Annotated in this window: 19 protein-coding genes; all 19 read right to left on the bottom strand. The window is 30.2% G+C overall.

Going from position 1 to position 18,609, the window contains the following annotated elements; translation table 11 throughout:
- Window position 1: 1 nt before the first annotated feature.
- Window positions 2-493: a flagellar basal body-associated FliL family protein gene (locus BM384_RS00995; protein ID WP_090009777.1), complete on the bottom strand. Its 492-nt coding sequence runs from the start codon at window positions 491-493 to the stop codon at window positions 2-4.
- A 43-nt stretch (window positions 494-536) separates the two neighbouring features.
- Window positions 537-1,265 carry an OmpA family protein gene (locus BM384_RS00990; RefSeq protein ID WP_090009774.1) on the bottom strand — a complete coding sequence of 243 codons (729 nt, stop codon included), beginning with the start codon at window positions 1,263-1,265 and terminating at the stop codon, window positions 537-539.
- Between the two features lie 3 nt (window positions 1,266-1,268).
- Window positions 1,269-2,075 (bottom strand): motility protein A, encoded by an 807-nt coding sequence (locus BM384_RS00985; protein WP_090009771.1) that lies wholly within the window; start codon window positions 2,073-2,075, stop codon window positions 1,269-1,271.
- An 11-nt stretch (window positions 2,076-2,086) separates the two neighbouring features.
- Window positions 2,087-2,278 (bottom strand): flagellar FlbD family protein, encoded by a 192-nt coding sequence (locus BM384_RS00980; RefSeq protein ID WP_090009768.1) that lies wholly within the window; start codon window positions 2,276-2,278, stop codon window positions 2,087-2,089.
- 102 nt (window positions 2,279-2,380) lie between these two features.
- A complete protein-coding gene (locus BM384_RS00975) occupies window positions 2,381-5,086 on the bottom strand; it encodes a flagellar hook-basal body complex protein (protein WP_090009766.1) in 2,706 nt (901 codons plus the stop codon).
- Window positions 5,087-5,167: 81 nt separating this feature from the next.
- Window positions 5,168-5,557: a TIGR02530 family flagellar biosynthesis protein gene (locus BM384_RS00970; protein WP_090009763.1), complete on the bottom strand. Its 390-nt coding sequence runs from the start codon at window positions 5,555-5,557 to the stop codon at window positions 5,168-5,170.
- Between the two features lie 54 nt (window positions 5,558-5,611).
- On the bottom strand, window positions 5,612-6,289 hold the full coding sequence (locus BM384_RS00965) for a flagellar hook assembly protein FlgD (protein ID WP_090009760.1): 678 nt from the start codon (window positions 6,287-6,289) through the stop codon (window positions 5,612-5,614).
- 10 nt (window positions 6,290-6,299) lie between these two features.
- Window positions 6,300-7,646, bottom strand: a complete 1,347-nt coding sequence (locus tag BM384_RS00960; RefSeq protein WP_090009757.1) for a flagellar hook-length control protein FliK — start codon at window positions 7,644-7,646, stop codon at window positions 6,300-6,302.
- Window positions 7,647-7,648: 2 nt separating this feature from the next.
- Window positions 7,649-8,092, bottom strand: a complete 444-nt coding sequence (fliJ, locus tag BM384_RS00955) for a flagellar export protein FliJ (protein WP_090009753.1) — start codon at window positions 8,090-8,092, stop codon at window positions 7,649-7,651.
- A gap of 15 nt (window positions 8,093-8,107) precedes the next feature.
- Complete coding sequence (gene fliI / locus BM384_RS00950) at window positions 8,108-9,430, bottom strand: flagellar protein export ATPase FliI (RefSeq protein ID WP_090009750.1); 1,323 nt, start codon at window positions 9,428-9,430, stop codon at window positions 8,108-8,110.
- A 2-nt stretch (window positions 9,431-9,432) separates the two neighbouring features.
- Entirely contained in the window at window positions 9,433-10,194 is a 762-nt protein-coding gene (locus BM384_RS00945; protein WP_090009747.1) for a FliH/SctL family protein, read from the bottom strand.
- Complete coding sequence (fliG, locus tag BM384_RS00940; RefSeq protein WP_090009743.1) at window positions 10,178-11,194, bottom strand: flagellar motor switch protein FliG; 1,017 nt, start codon at window positions 11,192-11,194, stop codon at window positions 10,178-10,180. Before fliG ends, BM384_RS00945 begins: the two co-directional genes overlap by 17 nt.
- Window positions 11,195-11,200: 6 nt before the next feature.
- The gene (gene fliF / locus BM384_RS00935; protein WP_090009740.1) at window positions 11,201-12,763 is read right to left on the bottom strand and encodes a flagellar basal-body MS-ring/collar protein FliF; all 1,563 of its coding nucleotides are present in this window, start codon (window positions 12,761-12,763) and stop codon (window positions 11,201-11,203) included.
- 17 nt (window positions 12,764-12,780) lie between these two features.
- Window positions 12,781-13,083, bottom strand: coding sequence for a flagellar hook-basal body complex protein FliE (gene fliE / locus BM384_RS00930; protein WP_090009737.1), 303 nt, complete (start codon window positions 13,081-13,083; stop codon window positions 12,781-12,783).
- A gap of 11 nt (window positions 13,084-13,094) precedes the next feature.
- A complete protein-coding gene (gene flgC, locus BM384_RS00925; protein WP_090009734.1) occupies window positions 13,095-13,499 on the bottom strand; it encodes a flagellar basal body rod protein FlgC in 405 nt (134 codons plus the stop codon).
- A 1-nt stretch (window position 13,500) separates the two neighbouring features.
- Window positions 13,501-13,908, bottom strand: a complete 408-nt coding sequence (flgB, locus tag BM384_RS00920) for a flagellar basal body rod protein FlgB (RefSeq protein WP_090009731.1) — start codon at window positions 13,906-13,908, stop codon at window positions 13,501-13,503.
- A 233-nt stretch (window positions 13,909-14,141) separates the two neighbouring features.
- The gene (locus BM384_RS00915) at window positions 14,142-14,993 is read right to left on the bottom strand and encodes a flagellin (RefSeq protein WP_090009728.1); all 852 of its coding nucleotides are present in this window, start codon (window positions 14,991-14,993) and stop codon (window positions 14,142-14,144) included.
- 783 nt (window positions 14,994-15,776) lie between these two features.
- Entirely contained in the window at window positions 15,777-18,017 is a 2,241-nt protein-coding gene (locus BM384_RS00910) for a tetratricopeptide repeat-containing glycosyltransferase family 2 protein (protein WP_090009724.1), read from the bottom strand.
- Window positions 18,018-18,151: 134 nt separating this feature from the next.
- On the bottom strand, window positions 18,152-18,609 hold a 458-nt coding region (locus tag BM384_RS00905), incomplete at its 5' end, for a flagellin (protein ID WP_278280883.1).

Below are 18,609 nucleotides of genomic sequence, written 5' to 3'. Positions count from 1 at the left end.
TTTACACTTTCTGAACTACAAAGCCAGTACCATCTTCACCTACTAAATAAACATCTAATATTGTTCCATTCTCTAGAATATTATTAAGTGTATCAATTAATCCTTGCTTTAGCTCATATTCTTTACTAACGCTAAAATCATCTGCTGTCTTTGATTTTAAATACCAAAGAGATGCATCTTGAAGATTTATTTTTTTCTTATCTAATTCTGCAAGTAAATCTTCATTTGCCGAATCATAAGATAAAGTTAATGAAGTTTTTAAATAACTTCTTCCACCTGCGCCGCTTAAATTTAATGTTGTATTACTTAATAACGGATAATCTATTGGTTCAATTTTAACTTCTTTATTTCCATTCTTCTGCATATACATATATACACCTCCGACGGTACCTACTCCTACTACTACAAGTATAAGTACTGCTAAGATTATAAATTCACCCTTCTTTTTCCCTGAATTCTCTTGTGCTTCATCTTTTTGTTTATTTTTTCCCATTATAAAATTTCTCCTTAGTTTATTTCCTTAATTTATTCCATAGTTATTCTTTATCTGCACGAATTAATATATTTACCCTTCTATTTTGTGCTCTATTTTCATCTGACGTATTAGGTACTAACGGTTGATACTCTCCATATCCTGCCGCTGAAAATCTAGCTGCATTTAAATGCTTGGCTTCTATAAAATATCTAACAACGCTTGTTGCTCTATTAGTAGATAGTTCCCAGTTAGATTTATATTCTGATGTATTTATAGGCACATTATCTGTATGCCCCTCAACTTCAATATTATTAGGCAGATTTGCAAGTAAGTAGCTTATTTGATCAAGAATAGCTTTAGAATTATCCTTTAATTCAGCTTTTCCTGTTTCAAAAAGTACACTATCCTTTAATTGAAGATTGACTCCATCTTCATTTGGTATTACTTTTATACCATCTGAAAGATTATTCTTTTCAACAAATTCCTTAACTTCTTCATATGTTTTTTCAGCAGCATCTATTACTTTTGACTCTTCACTAGATTCTACTTTAGATTCTCCTCCAACTAAAGGAACTTCTCCATCATATAAATTATACTGTAGTATTGAATCAGCTGCTTTTCCTGACATTACTTCATTAAATGCAGCTGAAATTTGTTGAAGTTTAGCTTCATCTAATGTAGACATTGAATATAGTAAAACGAAAAATGTCATAAGTAGTGTTACTGTATCTGCATAGGTATCAAGCCAAGTTGCTCCACCTTCTTCAGCTTTCTTCTTCTTTCTTGCCATAGATTATGCAACTCCTTCACTGTTTTCAGAATTACTTTCTAGGTATTTAAGTCTTTCAGCTGGTTCTAAATAAGTAATTAACTTTTCTTCAACAATTCTTGGATTTACACCAGATTGAATTGCTAAAATACCTTCAACCATCATTTCCTTCATACCAATTTCTTGTTCATTCTTTTTAGCCAAGTTTGCTCCTATTGGATTAGCAAAAAGGTTAGCTAATAATGAACCATAGAAAGTAGTAATTAAGGCTGTACCCATACCACTAGCAATAGTTGATGCATCTGAAAGATTTTGAAGCATCTGAATTAACCCTATAAGTGTACCTAACATACCAAAACCTGGTGCATATCCTCCCCAAGTAGTAAACATACCAGCACCCTTTGAGTGTCTTTCATCCATTGCTTGAATTTCAAGATCTAATATTTCCTTTATTGTTTCAGGTTCTATACCATCTACAACCATTTGAAGACCTTTCTTTAAAAACTTATCCTCTAATTGATTTATCTCATCTTCAAGAGATAGTAACCCTTCTCTTCTTGCCTTTTTAGATAAATCTGCAAACTGAGTAATAACTTCCTTAGTAGAATTTTGTTCTTCTTTAAATGCTTGTCCTATTAACGTCCCAAATTTTTTGAAGGTATCCATAGGATAAGTCATACAAACTGCTGCTAGGGACCCTCCAATTGTTATAGCAATTGAAGAAGCACTCCAGAATATCTTTATACCTCCATCACCAGTTGCCATACTTACTCCTAGTAAAAGAACTCCAGCTAATAGTCCTATTGCCGTTAAAGCATCCGTTTTTTTCATTTTACTGCCTCCTAAAACCTACCACTAAAAATTCTTTTCTTGTATCTTATAACTTCATCTTTTACTTCATCGATACTTTCAAGAACCAGGTATTTCTTTCCATTAGTTAATGTTATGAGTGTTTCAGGAACTTCCTCTACTTTTTCAATATGCTCAGCATTAAGAATGAACTCCTTATTATTCATTCCTGTTACTTCTATCATAATAATCCCCCTTACACTATAGTCTTTTATTTATTAAGTGTACAGGATTAATTTTACAATCCTGTACATCTTATAACTCATAAATTTCAATTTATCTTATTTTTATCTCTTTAAGTTAATTATTTCAGTTAATATATCATCACCTGTAGTAATCATCTTAGCCGCACCTTGGAATGCCTTAGTTGTAGTAATCATATCTGTAAATTGTTCAGCTAAATCTACATTAGACATTTCTAAGTAACCTGATAACATATCTGCATAAGCTGCACTGTTATCATCACCTGTTGTTCCTATACCACTCATTACTGTAGCATTTCCTGAGTTAGGTGATACACTATAAAGATTTCCTCCATCGCTAACTAAACCTGCTGGATTTGAGAAACTTGCTAATGCTATTTGTCCAAGAGCTGCAATTGTTCCGTCATCTAATGTTGCTGTTATTATACCCTTTGAAGATATTGAATAAGATTTAACTGCAACTTCTATTCCATCAGCAGATCTTACTTTTTCAGGAATTTTTAAAGTCTTTAATGAACCATCATATGAATATACATCTGTTGAAGCACTTACATAATTAATAGTTCCATCTTCTGCTATACTTTGAACTGAAGTACCACCTTCAACCTTTTTATTAGCTTCTGTTTGACCACTTAAATTTAAAAGTGAGCCTTGACTGCTTTCTTCAACCTTTACAGAAACATCTGAACCAAATGTATTTGTCAATTGCTTATTTAATACATCACTAACATCTTCAGCAGTGACTGCACCAGCTGTTACAAAATCACCATTGATAGTAATTACCTTTGACTTTGTATCAACTTTAGCTGTTAATGGTGTTCCTGGAGAAGCTGTACCTACTTGAATTGTATATCCATTTAATGTAGCTCCTGTTTTTCCTTGTGGTGTAAACTTTAATCCTAAACCTGACTCAGCACTTGCTTGTTTAAAATCAGTACCACCTGTGATTTTATCTGACTTTAAATTAGTTAATGATTGATTTGCTGAAGAACCAACAGTAAAATTTAATCCCCCAATCTTTCCACTTAATTCATTATTAAGTGCATTTTGTAAGGCTGTAACATCTACTGCTCCACTACTAAAGAAATTTCCATTAATTATTACTGAATTTGAAGCATCGTCAAACCTTACAGTTGGATCACCTGTTTTACTTGTTTCACCAATTTTAAACTTTAATCCTTTAAGTGTCTTTTCTATATCAGCGGCATCAGCACTCTTAGCTATATCTCCAGTACTTGGGAAGTTTATTTGTAACCCAGCTATATTTATATAAGGAACGCTAGAATTAATACCATCATTATTAAATTGTACAGACTTATCTGAAGAATCCTTACTAAATGTTCCTGTTAAATGGAAGTGTAGAATATCTCCGTCCTCATCAGCTCTCTTCTTAATTGCCTCATTAATACTATTTATATCCATAGTATCAAAATCTCCGCTAATTGTTATCATTCCATTTGCAGAGCTAACATTAATATTTTTTGCTCCCTTTGAGTCTTCAAATTTTAATAGCATATTATTTAATTTTGCTCCATAATCATCAACAACAACTTGACAACCCATTACTGAACCTGCAGCAGTAACTGTTTTTGCCAAAGTAAAATCTGGAGTAGATTTTTTAAGTCCTGTTATATCTGATGATACCTTTCCTGTAACATTTTCAACAATATCTGTATCTGATATTTTAGCATCAATTGCAGCTTTATTTATTGCTTCTGCAATGGCATCACCTGTAATACTTCCATCCATAAAGTTACCATATAGGAATATATCATCTCCAATTACACTAGCCTTTACTCCACCAACCTGAGTTAAGCCACTTGGATCTGCTGTTGATAAGTTACCAACTCTTATTGTTTTCTTATTAGCTGCAGCTGTTTCAGTAAAGTTTATATTATATCCTAGAACTGATACTGAACCTGGAGCTGTTGCATCTGTTCCGCCTTCAAAAGCCTTTGATTCTATATCACTTATTTTAGGAATTGTTCCTGATACATTTACTGATTGAGAAATACCCTTTGCTAGTAATTCTGCATTTATTGCTTTTTTAATTTGGTCAGCTCCTAATGTACTTGTTGTTGAAAAATCTCCATTAATTGTTAATATCTTATTATTACCTGTACCAGATAAAGATGCTGAAGTTGGTGTTCCAGAACCTATTGTTCCTAATTGAATTGTAACTCCATTTAACTGAGTTCCTGCGCTAAATGAGAAATTTAATCCTCCTAATTTAACTCCATCAGCTGGTGATTTAGCAGTAGCTGCTTGACTATTATCATCGTTAGTTAATGAATAACCTAAAACTCTATATCCATCAGTAGTTAAAAGATTTCCTTCATTATCTAAAGTGAAAGAACCATCTCTTGTATAGCTTATTGAAGCTCCTGATGCAGATAAAGAAGTTTCATTAATTGCATGTGAACCAGCTTTTTGACTTACTTCTATTGCACCATCTCCACTTATTACTGGACCTGTACTTACCATAAAATATCCATTTCCATCAAGTCCTAAATCTAGATTTCTTGATGTTGATTGCATTGACCCTTGAGTCATTATTCTATCTATACTTGAAAGCTGAACTCCAAGTCCTACTTGCTTTCCATTAATTCCACCTTTAGTTGTTGAACCAGCTTGAGCACTTGATGAGCTTTGACTTAATAAATCTGAAAAAGTTGCTCTTGAAGATTTAAAACTTGTTGTATTAACATTTGCTATATTGTTACCTATAACATCAAGCTTTGTTTGGTTTACCTTCATTCCACTTATTCCTGAATACATTGATCTTAACATAATTTTTGACCTCCATAAATTTCATAATTATCTACTTCTGTCATTCAGCAGATTTGGGCTTTCCTTCATTTAGGTCCAGCCCTATAGTAAAACAACACTATCTATATTTGTAAACACATTACTTTCTGCTCTGTCTTTATCTACTGCTGTTATTACTGTTTTGTTCTCAATACTTGCAATTAGTGCTACATTTTTGTATACCATCACTGAGTTTTTAGCACCCTTTTCTTCTGCTAACTTAAAACCTTTTTCTATATTTTCCATATCATTTTCAGAAAATCCTATTTCGTTTATTCTTTCTGCAGCATGTTTTGATAAAATATACCCGCTATTTTTATCTAATGTTTTATTTAATACATCTTTAAAACTACTTCCATTTGTAGAACTCATATTTTTAGATGTTGAAAAATTCTGAACTCCCCCTATATTTCCAACTGTATAAGCTCGTCCATTAATTATTCTATAGCCCATATTTATCTCACCTATCTCTTATTACAAGTTTCACCATTTTTTTTATTTTTCTCATTATTTTACCATTTCCCCTACTTTAACTACTGTATTGTAGCTATAAGATTTAACTTCTCCATCTTTTGTTTTAACATTAACTTTTACTTCTCCATTTTCTTTAACAACTCCAACTACAGTTCCTTTTATCGGATTTTTATTAGTATCTACTTCAGATAGTTCTACTTCCTTATTCATAAAAGAAGAAGCTAGTAAAAACGAAGTTGTTCCATTAATACTTGTTAATGGTGGAATAGAATAATCATCTACCTTAACAACACTTACAACATTATCTATATCAAAATCTTTGTAAGTATTAGTTCCATCTTCATTAACTAATAATGTAATTGTAGTTGATGAACCAAGCTTGTTTACTGCATAACATATACCTGTTATCTGATTATTATTTGCATCAGTATTGCTTACAGTTATACCTTTACCAACTAAATCTCTATTAGAGTTATCTGTCATAGTTTGATTAAGGTTTTGCATCTGTTCAAGTGCTGAGAATTGTGCAAGCTGTGATACATATTGAGTTGAATCAACATCCTGTGTTGGATCTTGATTTGCAAGTTCAGCAGCTAATATAGTTAAAAATGAATTTTTATCAAGAGTATCTCCTGATTTAGTAATCTTAGTCCCTTTATCAGTTGCTGCCATACCTGAGTAATCTTTAATTGTTAAATTAGTTGTTGCCATTTTAGCCCTCCTATACCAATAAGTTTAATGAATTTAAATCATACATATCATCTTCTGACTCTTCATCTTCAGTAATAATTCCATTACTCATAAAGTTTCTTCTATTTCCTTTACTTTCATTCTGTCTGTCAAATGAATTTGAAAATTCACCATCTTTAAAGAAAGTTGTATCTTCTTCATATAAAGATATATTTACATCATGAATCTTGATGTTTTGCTCACTTAACTGATTCTTAATATCTGAAGATTGTTGAACTAATAAACCATATGTTTCCTTAGATGTTGCTTTCATATGAAGCTTCATTGCTCCATCTTCTTCTACTAATCTAATAGTTATTTCTCCTAGATTACCTGGGTTTACTTTAACTATCATTTCTCTTACATCATTAGAAGACATATATTTAACATCTTGAATAATATCCTTTGCTATGCTATTAGCATTCACTACTTCTTTTACTTCTGTAACTGTACCATTTACATTATTAACTATAGTATTTGTAGTAAACACAGGTACTGAGTTTTTATCATCATTAAGGATAGATTCTAATACTTTATTGTCTTTTGAATCATTTGAATCTCCTGACTTTTCATTAGCATTACCAGAATTCTCATCAGCAATATTTTTATAAACATTATTTAAACTGCTATTTTCAAGACTAAGTTCTTCACCTTTTTTATCAGTAGAATTTAATAATTCATCTAACTTATTTTGAATAGGTGCTAAAACCTTCCCTTGCTCTGAATTATCATTAAGTCTTTCTGCTGCTTCATTTACTAACTCCTTTATAAGTTTTAAATCACCAGCATTTATCTCATCATTTTCATTAACAGCTTCTAAAGCACTTAACAAGTTACTAAATATGTCATCTGACTTTGCTAAATTTTCCGAAACATTATTATTAATTAAGTTTGAATTTAAAAATTCATCAAAATTTATTCCAAGTAATTCAGTAAATTTATTCATTTCTTCAGAACTAATATTATTATCTTTATTTAATAATTGTGTAATCATCTTTAGAAGTTGCATAATATCATCGGTACTTAACTTCTCTATTTTTTCTTCTAATTCTTCATCATCATTTTTAACTTCTTTTATATTTTTCTTTTTACTACTTACATCCACTTTGCTATCAGTTTTATTATTATACTTATAGCTAACTTTTTTTAGAGTATCACCAAAGACATTAGAATCATTTGAAGTTTTAGGATTCTTCTTATTATAATCGTCTACAGAATCCTTAGAGACAATATTCATGCTATCATCATTCTTAGACTTTTTAATTGATAAATTATTTTGCTTAGATTCAACTGCTTGTACATCGGCTATTGATTGAACATTAGATACCATACTTATCATTTTTATTCACCCCCTTTCAAATTTCTCATATATGCATAAAGTGCAAATTCATCAAGATTATTTTGTTCTATTCTTTCTTGTTCCTTAACAAAATTTGCATACTGTTTTTCTTTAAGTGTCTCAACAGTTTTTCTATCTATCTGTTTTTTCTTAAGATCTCTTCTTCTTACTTCAAGTTCTCTTTCACGAGCTTTTAACTCTTTTTCTTTTTCTTTTATTCCTCCTTGAAGTGCAAATAGATAACGTCTTTTTACTTTTTGATATACGACATCTTCTCCAGGTTTAATCCCTTTATAATTTTCATATTGATTTTTTAGTGAATTAAGTTCATTTTCTGCTTTCAGTTTATTACTTTGACTTTCAGAAAATAATCTTTTACTCTCTTCTTCCTTTTCTTCTCTTAATTCTAAAACTTTCTGTAAGCTGAATTTATACCCTTTTCCCATATTTTATATCCTCGTCTATTTCCCAAACATTGAAATCAATGTATTTATGCTGTCATCAAAAACAGATTTTTCATCTATACCTTGTTTCAAAAAATTATTTATTGGTTCATTGTAATTTATAGCAGTATCTATTTTTTTACTGCTTCCTCTTACATATGCACCTATATTTATCATATCTTCTGCATCCTTATAAGTTGCAAGTAAGTCTCTTGCATAAGAAGCGGCCTTTTTATGCTCATCTGATGCTATTTGAGACATAAGTCTACTTACACTATTTAATATATCAATGGCTGGATAATGATTCTTATGTGCTAATGATCTAGATAATACTATATGTCCATCTAAAATACCTCTAACAGCATCTGCTATTGGTTCATTAAAATCATCACCATCAACTAAAACTGTGTAAAAGGCTGTTATTGAACCTTTATCTGATGTACCTGCTCTTTCCATTAATCTTGGAAGCTTTGCAAATACTGAAGATGTATATCCCTTTGTTGCAGGTGGCTCACCTATAGCTAGTCCTACCTCTCTTTGAGCCATTGCAAATCTTGTAACAGAGTCCATCATTAAAATTACTTTCTTTCCTTGATCTCTAAAATACTCTGCTATAGCAGTAGCAGTTAATGCTCCTTTAAGTCTTATTAAGGCTGGCTTATCAGAAGTTGCGCATACAACTACTGACTTTTTCATACCTTCCGGTCCTAAATCCTTTTCGATGAACTCAAGAACCTCTCTACCTCTTTCTCCTATTAGACTTATTACATTTACATCTGCATCTGCTTCTCTTGCAATCATACCTAAAGTTGTACTTTTACCAACACCACTACCTGCAAAAATACCTATTCTTTGACCTTCGCCTACAGTCAAAAATCCATCAACTGCTCTTATCCCCGTAGGCATTATGTCTTTAATTCTCTTTCTTCTTAAAGGATCAGGTGGATCATTGTCTAAAGCATATCTCATATGTCCCTTAATTTTAATATCATCATATGGATTGCCTAGTCCATCTAAAACCTTTCCCAAAAGATCATCTGAACAATTTACATCTAAAGGTCTTCTTTGAGGTATGACTTTGCATCCTTCTGAAATACCATTTACTTCATCTAATGGCATTAGCAAAACATTTTTATCTCTAAATCCAACTACTTCACAATTTATTGGTTCATTACTCTCATTATAAATTTTACAAAGTTCACCTACAAAGGCTTTAATACCTTCAACCTCAATAGTTAACCCTATAACTTTACTAACTTTTCCTTCAACATATATAGATGTAGTTTTCTGTATTTTACTATTTACTTCATCAAAATTTATATTCAATAATCTCTCACTCACTTCTACCCAAAAATAGCTTCTTCTAATTTTGCAAGGCCTATATCAATTCCGACCTCAACTTTTCCTGATGGTTTTTCAACACATATATTGCCTGGTTCTAAGTCATTATCTTCTATAACAAATATTTCCCCGAGAATACCGTATTTTTTCTTCCATCCTTCTATTCTAGTTTTTATACTATCTATATGAACCTCATTACACATTATGACAAAATTACTTTCGCCTCTAGACTGCTGAAAGGCTTCTTCTATCATACTATTTACTCCATCGTCTTTTAGAACTTCCCTATTCAGTATCTTTCTTGCAATATTAAATGCTAAATTAATAATTTCATCACTTTTATCCTGCATATATTTTTCATAATCAGCTTCTGCATTTGTAAGCATAGCTAAAGCTTTATTTTTTATATTTTTAGCTTCCGCCTCTGCCTTAGGTATAACACTTTGGATAGCTTCATTTTTACCATCTTCATATCCATTTTTTACACCTTGTGAATATCCTTTTTCATAAGCACTTTTTTCTACTTTCTCTGCATTTTTTAGCGCTTCTAATTTTATTCTTTCACTTTCTTTTTGTGCATCAGCTATTATATTTTTACCTATATTTTCATAGCTAGAAAGATATCTTCTCTTTTCTAAATCATCTTTAGATAATCTATCCTCACTAAGCTCCATAATATTAGGTACTGTATATTCAGTAGTAATAGTCTTTTCATTTCCATCTAATACATAATTCTTTTTTACAAGACTATAAGATGATTGCATCTTCTCCACCTCTTGAAATAATTATTTCTCCAGCATCGTCTAATCTTCTAATTATAGAAACAATATCTTGTTGTGCTTTTTCTACATCCATTAATCTTACTGGTCCTAAGAATTCCATATCTTCTTTTAATGAAGCTGCAGCTCTCTTTGATTGGTTTCTGAAAATAGCTTCACCAACCTCATCAGAACATCCCTTAAGTGCAAGAGCAAGTTCCTTAGCTTCAACTTCTCTAAGAATTCTTTGAATTGATGCATCATCAAGAGTAAGAATATCTTCAAATACAAACATAGAGCTCTTAATTCTATCTGCAAGTTCAGCATCTTCTCTTTCAAGACTCTCTGTAATATTCTTTTCAGTAGTTCTATCAACTTGATTTAATATATCTACTAATGTTTCTACTCCACCTAAGGAAGTCATTTCAGTTCTTACTACTGAAGATAATTTACTTTCTAAAACTTTTTCTATTTCCTTTATAACCATTGGTGAAGTATCTTTCATTGTAGCAATTCTAAAAGCCACTTCACTTTGTTTCTCCTCAGGAAGCTCAGCTACCACTTGAGCAGCCTTATCAGGAGGAAGATAACATAAAATTAAAGCAATAGTTTGAGGGTGCTCATATGCAATTACATTTAGAAGCTGATGAGCATCAGCCTTTCTTGCTATGGCAAATGGTCTATATTGTTGAGTAGCTTCAGAAACTTTTTCAAGTATTTCTGATGCTCTTTGTGTACCTAAAGCTTTAGATAAAAGTTCTCTTGCATAGTCCATTCCTCCCTCAAGTATATAATCTCTAGCTTTATTCATTTCCAAAAACTCATTTAATATGCTTTCTCTCTGTTCTGAATTGACAGATGTAATGTTAGCTATTTCATAAGTTATTTTTTGTATTTCCGATTCAGGTAATTTCTTTAATATAGCAGATGATGCATCTGGTCCCAAGGTTATGAATAAAACTGCTGCTTTTTGAATTCCTGTTAACTTTACATTTTCCCTAGTCAAGCTTTATCACCTCTCATTTTCCGCTAGCCATGACTTAACAATATCTGCAACTTGATCTGGCTTCTCTTTTGCATAGTTCTTAATTTCATTTTCTATTTGTGTTTGAGGATTTTCTATATCTAGCTCAATTGGCTTGTATTGTGTAGTATCATCAATTACTACATCTAAACTATTTTCTAATTCTTCATCCTCATCATCATCTTCTTTTCTTCTTCTAGCAAAAATAATTATTCCTGCAACTATTGCTAAAACTATAACTCCTGCAATAGCTCCCCACATAATCATTTTATTTCTCTTTTGGCTTGCTATTTGAGCATTAAATTCATCAACTTGTGCCTTAGCTTCATCTGATGCTGTTGTATCAAATGCCATTCCAACTAATGATATTTCATCACCTCTTGTTGTATCTATACCAATTGCAGATGCAACTGATTTTTCAAGTTGATCTCTAGTATCCGCTGGTAATGCCCCATCATCTATAAATATTGAAGCAGTCATTCTTTTGATTTCTCCAGGACTACTAATAATTGTTGATTCTGATTTTCCAGAATCATAATTAGTTGTTTGTTCCTCTTTACTGCTTGTTACTTTACCATCATCCTTTATTATTGTATTACTTAAGTTGTTATCTACAGTACTTCCACTATCTGTTGCTCCATCAGATGATGTACTTTGTTCCTTGCTTGTTTGTTGACTAACTATCACCTTATTTGGATCAATTGTTGTTGTAGTTGTCTTCTTAGAATCAAAATCCATATCCACATTAACAACTGCTGATACCTTTCCTTTTCCAACCACTGGTTCTAGTAGACTTACAATAGCATTAGCATACTTTTCTTCGCTTTGAGTCTCTAACTGTTTATTTGATTGAATTGAATCTGAACTTACTGTTCCATCTCCTGAATCACCAAGGTTTAATCCATCACTTAATAAATTCATATTGCTATCAATAACTTGAACATTTTGTTCTGGTATATCTTCAGTTGCTGCTGAAACCATTGCCACTATAGATTTAACCTGTTCCTTTGTTAGTGTTTTTCCTGGTTTCAATTTAAGAATTACAGCAGCTGAACCTTCTGTTGCATTTTTTACAAAAACTGAATTTTCTGCTTCTGTTATATGAACTCTTGCAGACTCTACTGCATCAAGACTCTTTATTGATTTTTCTAGTTCACCTTGAACCATTCTAATTTTCATAATTGAAAATTCTTCATCTGTCATTCCCAAAGACTTACTATTATCCATAAGTTCGTAGCCGGTACTTCCTGTTAAGTCTGATGATAATTCTAATCTTAGCTTATCTCTATCTTCACTTGGTACTAAAATAGAATCTCCTTCGACTTTATAACTTATCTGTTCTTCACTTAACTTTGATATTATTGTATTTGCATCCGTAGAATCTAAATTTGAAAATAAAACCTCATAATTTTTCGATGTAGATAACACTATTGTTGTTACAAGTGCAATTAACACCGCTACTATTGCTACAATAATTGCAATCCTTATTTTTCTACTAAAGGATTTAAACTTTGTCCAAAGCTTTTTAAAAAATTCCGAAAGCTTTTTCATCTATAGCACTCCTTACCTTATATCTGAATATTTGATAATTCCTTATATGCGTCTACTAGCTTATTTCTAACTTGAACAGCAAATTGTAATGTTAATTTTCCTTCTTCTGCTGCAAGCATAACGTCACTAATTTCCATATCTTGTCCACTGACAAAAGCATTAGTAGCTTCATCAGCTTTAATTTGTGTATCATTTACTTCATCAAGTGCCTTTGTTAAAGTTTCGGAAAAACTTTTTATCCCATTACTTTTCGTCCCATTATTTGAAGCACCATCAACTTCAAATATTTTCTCACTTGGAACATAATTATTAACTCTCATAAATTCATCTCCTATTTACCAATTTCCAATGCCTTCATAAACATACTTTTGTTTGCATCCAATGTATCTGCATTAGCTTCATAAGCTCTTGTTGCAGCTATCATATCCGCCATTTCATTTAATATATTCACATTAGGATACACCACATATCCTTCTTCATTAGCATCTGGGTTTGTAGGATCATATTCTGTTCTATAGTCAGACTTATCATCCTTTATTGCCACTGCTTGTACCCCATTTAATTTACCTGCAGAATCTAACACTTCTTTAAATACTGCTACCTTTCTAGTATATGGCCCACCATTTTCAGTTCTTGTAGTAGATGCATTAGCCATATTAGAAGTTACTGTATCCATTCTAAGTCTTTCTGCTGACAATCCACTTGCACTAATTCTCATTGCATTAAAACTACTCATCCTAATTTCCTCCACTTATTATATATCTTATATTACTTAGTTTCGTATTAGCCTGGGTAATTAAAGCATTATATTTTAATGTATTAGCAGCTTGTTCAACTTTTTCTACATCTAAATCAACGTTATTTCCATCTTCTTTCATGCTTCTATTAGCATCTCTAACAACCGAAATATTCCCATCCATGTTACCCTTAGTTATGTGCCCAGTATTTGTTCTTTTTAAAGCTAACCCTGAACTATTATTACCATTTAAGTTATCTTCAAATACTACACTAAACCTTTTATAATTAGCCGTATTAACATTGGCCATATTATTCGCTATAACTTTTGTTCTTGTATTAGCTGCTTGTAACCCTTCCTTAATCAATCCATAAGAATTGTTGTCATTTCCCGCAATACTTATCGCCATAATACACCTCCTATATTCTCAAACCACTTTAATTTTTTAATTTTATAATTGTTGTTTTTTGTAATATAATGTCTCATCCTTTATACTTACATAAGATTATTATAATCTATTACGTCACATTTTTCCATATCTAAAATTATGTTTTTTATAAAGTCTGAATATTTTTATTCAAAAAGAAAAAGTAATAACTTTTAAAACCATAACTATAGTTTTTAGCTATTACTTCATAACTTTTATAATTTATCCAAAACTTTCAAGGCATCCATTGGAAATCTATTGCTTTGAGCAATCAATGCAATTTGTGCTTCATATAATATTTGTGTTTTAGAATAGTTAACCATTTCCTCAGCAATATCTGCATCTGTTAACTTACTACTTGCATTTTCAGCTATATCAGTACTACTTTGAAGTCTCTCATAAGAAGAATCAAACTTATTATTAATAGCTCCATATACTGATCTAATTTCATTTACAATATTTATAGATGCACTTACAACACCAATGGCTTGACTTGGATTATTGACTAAATCAATATCGCACAATCTATTTCCGTCTTCATCTTCAATAAAACCAGTATTGATATTATATATAGGAACCTTCATATTATCTCCAACTTCAGCTCCTGTTGTTGCTATCTGATACTCTGGCTTTTTATTATCAATAACAGTTTCCTTTCCTATAAGCTTAATTCCATTAAATTCAGTATTGGAAGCTATATCATTTATACCTGATAATATTTGTTTTGCCTCTTCTTGAATAATTTTTTTGTCACCCTCTGTTTTAGTATCATCAGCAGCACTAACAGCTAACTCTTTCAATCTAGAAAGCATATTATTAACTTGTTGCAGTGCACCATCTGCCACTTGTAGCATAGATGATCCATCTTGCATATTTTTTTGAGCAGTTTGCATACTTTTTATCTTTATTCTCATAGCTTCTGACTGCCCTATTTTATCTGGATTATCCTTTGCTGAATTTATCTTTACTCCTGAAGTTATTTTATTTAATGTACTTTGTGATACACTTAAATTCTTTTTATATTTATTATATAAACTCAAAGAATTCATATTATGGCATAATCTCATATATATTTCCTCCTACTCTTTTTATTATTATCGTCTAGTTGTACTCATTCTTTATAGAGCACTAAATTTTGAATTAAATCCTTTTTATACCAAACAAAAAAAAATAAATTTATCATCATATTTGAATTTTGAAATTCATTTGCTCTGTTATAATTATTCTTCTACACCTTTTAAATTCCTCTAAATTGCTAAATATATTTTTCTATTGCTTTTTTAAACTTATTATATACTTTTTTGCTTTTTAAACTCTTTAGCAGATGCAACATAATTTTCTATACTTTAATTATACACCTCTTTAGATATAGCTATATAGTTATTAGCAAAACTTAACAATTTATCAAAACCTATTCCATACTAGGTATAAGGTCATAATCCCAGTGCCCAGTATATTATATGAACTTCTTTATCAAGGCCCATAACCTTTAATGACTCATACCACAAATATGTACTTGCTGGGACATGAGTTATTATAACTACACTTGGTTTTCCTTCTTTAATTAAAAAATCAGAATAAGCTTTAATTTATATTGCAAAGAAAGTCTCCAAAAGATCATCTAATCCAACTCTTCCTGATGCTTCAACAAGAACCATATGAATTATCATAACATCTTTTACACTTCCTTCTAACAACCAAAAAGCTGTCAGCATTTGCTAACAGCTTTCAAATAATAATTTTAATTTAATTAATACAGGCTATACTAGCCATAATCCAAACATCCTAATAACTTTTCTATAAAGAATCTTTATAACTAAACTTAATACAAATTATAATTATATATCATTCTAATTTAGGCTTTGTAAAATTTCATTTATTTGTTCTTTCATACTATCATCACCACAACACTTATATGATAATTCATAGAATTTTTTAGCATCATTAATCCTCTTCATATTTTCCATTACACAAGCTATATTAAACAGTGAATCAAACTTATCTTCCATTAAAATTGCAGCTAATGATAAGTTTTCTAAAGCATTAGTATAATCTTGTTTTATAAAATATATAACTCCTTTATAATTATATATTTTTCCATCAAATTTAAAAACCTCTTCAAGATTAATCAATAAATCTTCAGCAGCATTTATATTATTATTAGAAATCATATTTTCTATTATGTTAAATATATTTTCTTTTTCTCTAATCATTTCTTCACTTATTGGATTATCTGTAACTTTACTTATAAATGTTTTTATAACTTTTGTATAAGCCTTGCTATCTTCCATTATGCTTCTAAGTTTTTTCACATAGCTTAGTCTATCTTTAGAATATGATTTTATCTCTTTTTCTATATCATAGCATACTCTATCATATGAATCTAATACTAATCTTAAATTAATTTCACCTATTTGTTCTATATTATATACAAAACTTCTATATAATGATTTATTAGCTAAAACTCTAAATACTAAATCTTCAAATTTGTCCTTTGAAATAGATCCATTAAACATCAATACATTTTCTATATTGCATACAAAATTCAAATCTTTTATTTCAGTAGACAAAAATTTCTCCTTAGTATAATTATATACAACTTCAAGACACTCAAAATTATTACAAACTTTCTCAATATAAGCTTTTATAACTTCATTCGTATTATCTTTAATTAATTCAATATTTTTAGAGTCATTTACTATAGCTCTTTCTAAAATACTACATTTCCATTCATACATAATAGAATAATCTATTTTATCAGCATCCTTATAACAGCTGTTTTTAACACAATCAAAATATATCTTTACTCTTTCATCAATTTCAGATAAAACTTTTTCAACTTCTTTTATATCTTGTACATATTCATAAGTATCAATGTTGTTAAAATTCATAATAACGCTTTCAACATCTTCATCTCTAATTTTTTTATCTTTATAAAAATCTATTACTTTTGATAATCTTTTTGTAACCATACAGCAAAATACATATAAAGCCTCAATATCATTACCAAATTTAACTTCCTTACTATTCTTTTTAAATTCGCTTATAGCTTTATCATATTTTTTCTCTTTATAATAGCATATGATTATATTAGATATCATTTTATCATAACTTTTAAGTGAACCTTCTGTTAAGCTTAAATCTCTATTTAACTCTCCATCTAGTCTTTTTTCTCTCAAGCAAAAATATTTGTCATAATATTTATAAGCTGCTTTAAAATCTTCTCTGCAGGAATAACTTATTGCCATCATATAAAATAAATCTAAGTTATCATCACAATACTCTTCAAATTCCTTACAAATCTTTATAGTCTTTTCATATTCTTTTCTATTAAAAAGTACAGACGCATACCAATGATATACAAAACTATGTATAGTATCTTTATCTTTTCTCTTTTTCTCAAGATCATATGCTTTTTTAATATATTTTAATGCCGTATCATTCTTATTAGCCATAGAATATGTTTTACTTAATTGGAACAGAACATATATTTTATAATCACCTTTAGCTGTTTTTAATTCATCTTCTAATAGTTCTTTATTTCTTTCAAACTTATAATTCATAAGTTCATAATCATCCGCACTATATCCATAATGTTTAAAAGATACTTCACTATTTGCTAGTGGCTTTTTATATACTGGTTGTTCATGAACCTTTCCTGTATATTTTAAGCCTTTACTATTTCTAAATAATCTTATAAGCGATGCTTCATTAGTATACTTATCATCATCCTTATCATAATTTCTTATTCTTATTGTAGCTGAATTAAATAATTCCCCTTTATCAGAATATAAAAACTCTATTAATTTATCTGGATCTTCTAAAACTTCATCTGCATCTAATACTAAAACCCAATCGCCACTACAATAGCTTAAACTTATATTTCTCATTTCCGAGAAGTTTCCAGACCATTTATGTTCATATAACTTATCTGTATATTTTCTTGCAATATCCATTGTTTTATCTGTACTTCCAGTATCAACAATAATTATTTCTAGATCCAATTTTTTATTTAAATCCATTAAAGCTTTTAACGTTCTGTCTAAATTGTTTTCTTCATTTTTTACAATCATAGCTACACTTAGCTTCATTTTCGTCACTCCTTAATACTCTATAACAACACATAAATAATTATCGTAATAAATACAGATTTCTTGAACAAAAAAGGTAAACTCAAATAAATGAGTTTACCTTTTCTAAGCTTCTTTTATTTTTTTAATATCTACTATCTTAATAATTGAAGAACATTTTGTGGTAATTGATTAGCTTGAGCTAACATCGCCTGAGCTGCTTGTTGTAGAATATTTTCTTTTGAGTAAGTTGACATTTCCTTAGCCATATTTACATCTCTTATTCTACTTTCTGCTGCTGTTAAGTTTTCTGATGCATTATCTAAGTTTGCTATTGTATGCTCTAATCTATTTTGTACTGCACCTAATGCTGATCTTTGACTTGATACTTTTACTATTGCAGCATTAATTGTGCTGATTGCAGATTTTGCAGTATCATCATCGTTAACTGAAACACCACTAACACTTAGAGCTTCTGCTGTCATTTGTCCAAATGCAACTGAAATAGTTTGTCCTGCATTTGCTCCTACTTGGAATGTAACACTTGTCCCATTTGAGAAAAGGTTTTGAGTATTGAATTCTGTTGTTTGAGCAATTCTATCTATTTCAGCTT

The organism is Clostridium sp. DSM 8431 (assembly GCF_900116755.1).
In the GTDB taxonomy this organism is placed as follows: Bacteria; Bacillota; Clostridia; order Clostridiales; family Clostridiaceae; genus Clostridium.
This window is presented reverse-complemented; position numbering and strand designations above follow the sequence as displayed.

Bases quoted from the DNA above. Each gene is read 5' to 3' on its own strand.
- BM384_RS00910 (WP_090009724.1), bottom strand. From the start codon at position 18,017: ATGAAGCTAAGTGTAGCTATGATTGTAAAAAATGAAGAAAACAATTTA.
- BM384_RS00980 (WP_090009768.1), bottom strand. From the start codon at position 2,278: ATGATAGAAGTAACAGGAATGAATAATAAGGAGTTCATTCTTAATGCT.
- fliJ (WP_090009753.1), bottom strand. From the start codon at position 8,092: ATGGGAAAAGGGTATAAATTCAGCTTACAGAAAGTTTTAGAATTAAGA.
- BM384_RS00960 (WP_090009757.1), bottom strand. From the start codon at position 7,646: ATGATAAGTATGGTATCTAATGTTCAATCAATAGCCGATGTACAAGCA.
- BM384_RS00915 (WP_090009728.1), bottom strand. From the start codon at position 14,993: ATGAGATTATGCCATAATATGAATTCTTTGAGTTTATATAATAAATAT.
- BM384_RS00985 (WP_090009771.1), bottom strand. From the start codon at position 2,075: ATGAAAAAAACGGATGCTTTAACGGCAATAGGACTATTAGCTGGAGTT.
- flgC (WP_090009734.1), bottom strand. From the start codon at position 13,499: ATGAGTAGTTTTAATGCAATGAGAATTAGTGCAAGTGGATTGTCAGCA.
- flgB (WP_090009731.1), bottom strand. From the start codon at position 13,908: ATGGCGATAAGTATTGCGGGAAATGACAACAATTCTTATGGATTGATT.
- BM384_RS00945 (WP_090009747.1), bottom strand. From the start codon at position 10,194: ATGCAATCATCTTATAGTCTTGTAAAAAAGAATTATGTATTAGATGGA.
- BM384_RS00990 (WP_090009774.1), bottom strand. From the start codon at position 1,265: ATGGCAAGAAAGAAGAAGAAAGCTGAAGAAGGTGGAGCAACTTGGCTT.
- fliF (WP_090009740.1), bottom strand. From the start codon at position 12,763: ATGAAAAAGCTTTCGGAATTTTTTAAAAAGCTTTGGACAAAGTTTAAA.
- BM384_RS00975 (WP_090009766.1), bottom strand. From the start codon at position 5,086: ATGTTAAGATCAATGTATTCAGGAATAAGTGGAATGAAGGTAAACCAA.
- fliE (WP_090009737.1), bottom strand. From the start codon at position 13,083: ATGAGAGTTAATAATTATGTTCCAAGTGAGAAAATATTTGAAGTTGAT.
- BM384_RS00995 (WP_090009777.1), bottom strand. From the start codon at position 493: ATGGGAAAAAATAAACAAAAAGATGAAGCACAAGAGAATTCAGGGAAA.
- BM384_RS00965 (WP_090009760.1), bottom strand. From the start codon at position 6,289: ATGGCAACAACTAATTTAACAATTAAAGATTACTCAGGTATGGCAGCA.
- BM384_RS00970 (WP_090009763.1), bottom strand. From the start codon at position 5,557: ATGGGCTATAGAATAATTAATGGACGAGCTTATACAGTTGGAAATATA.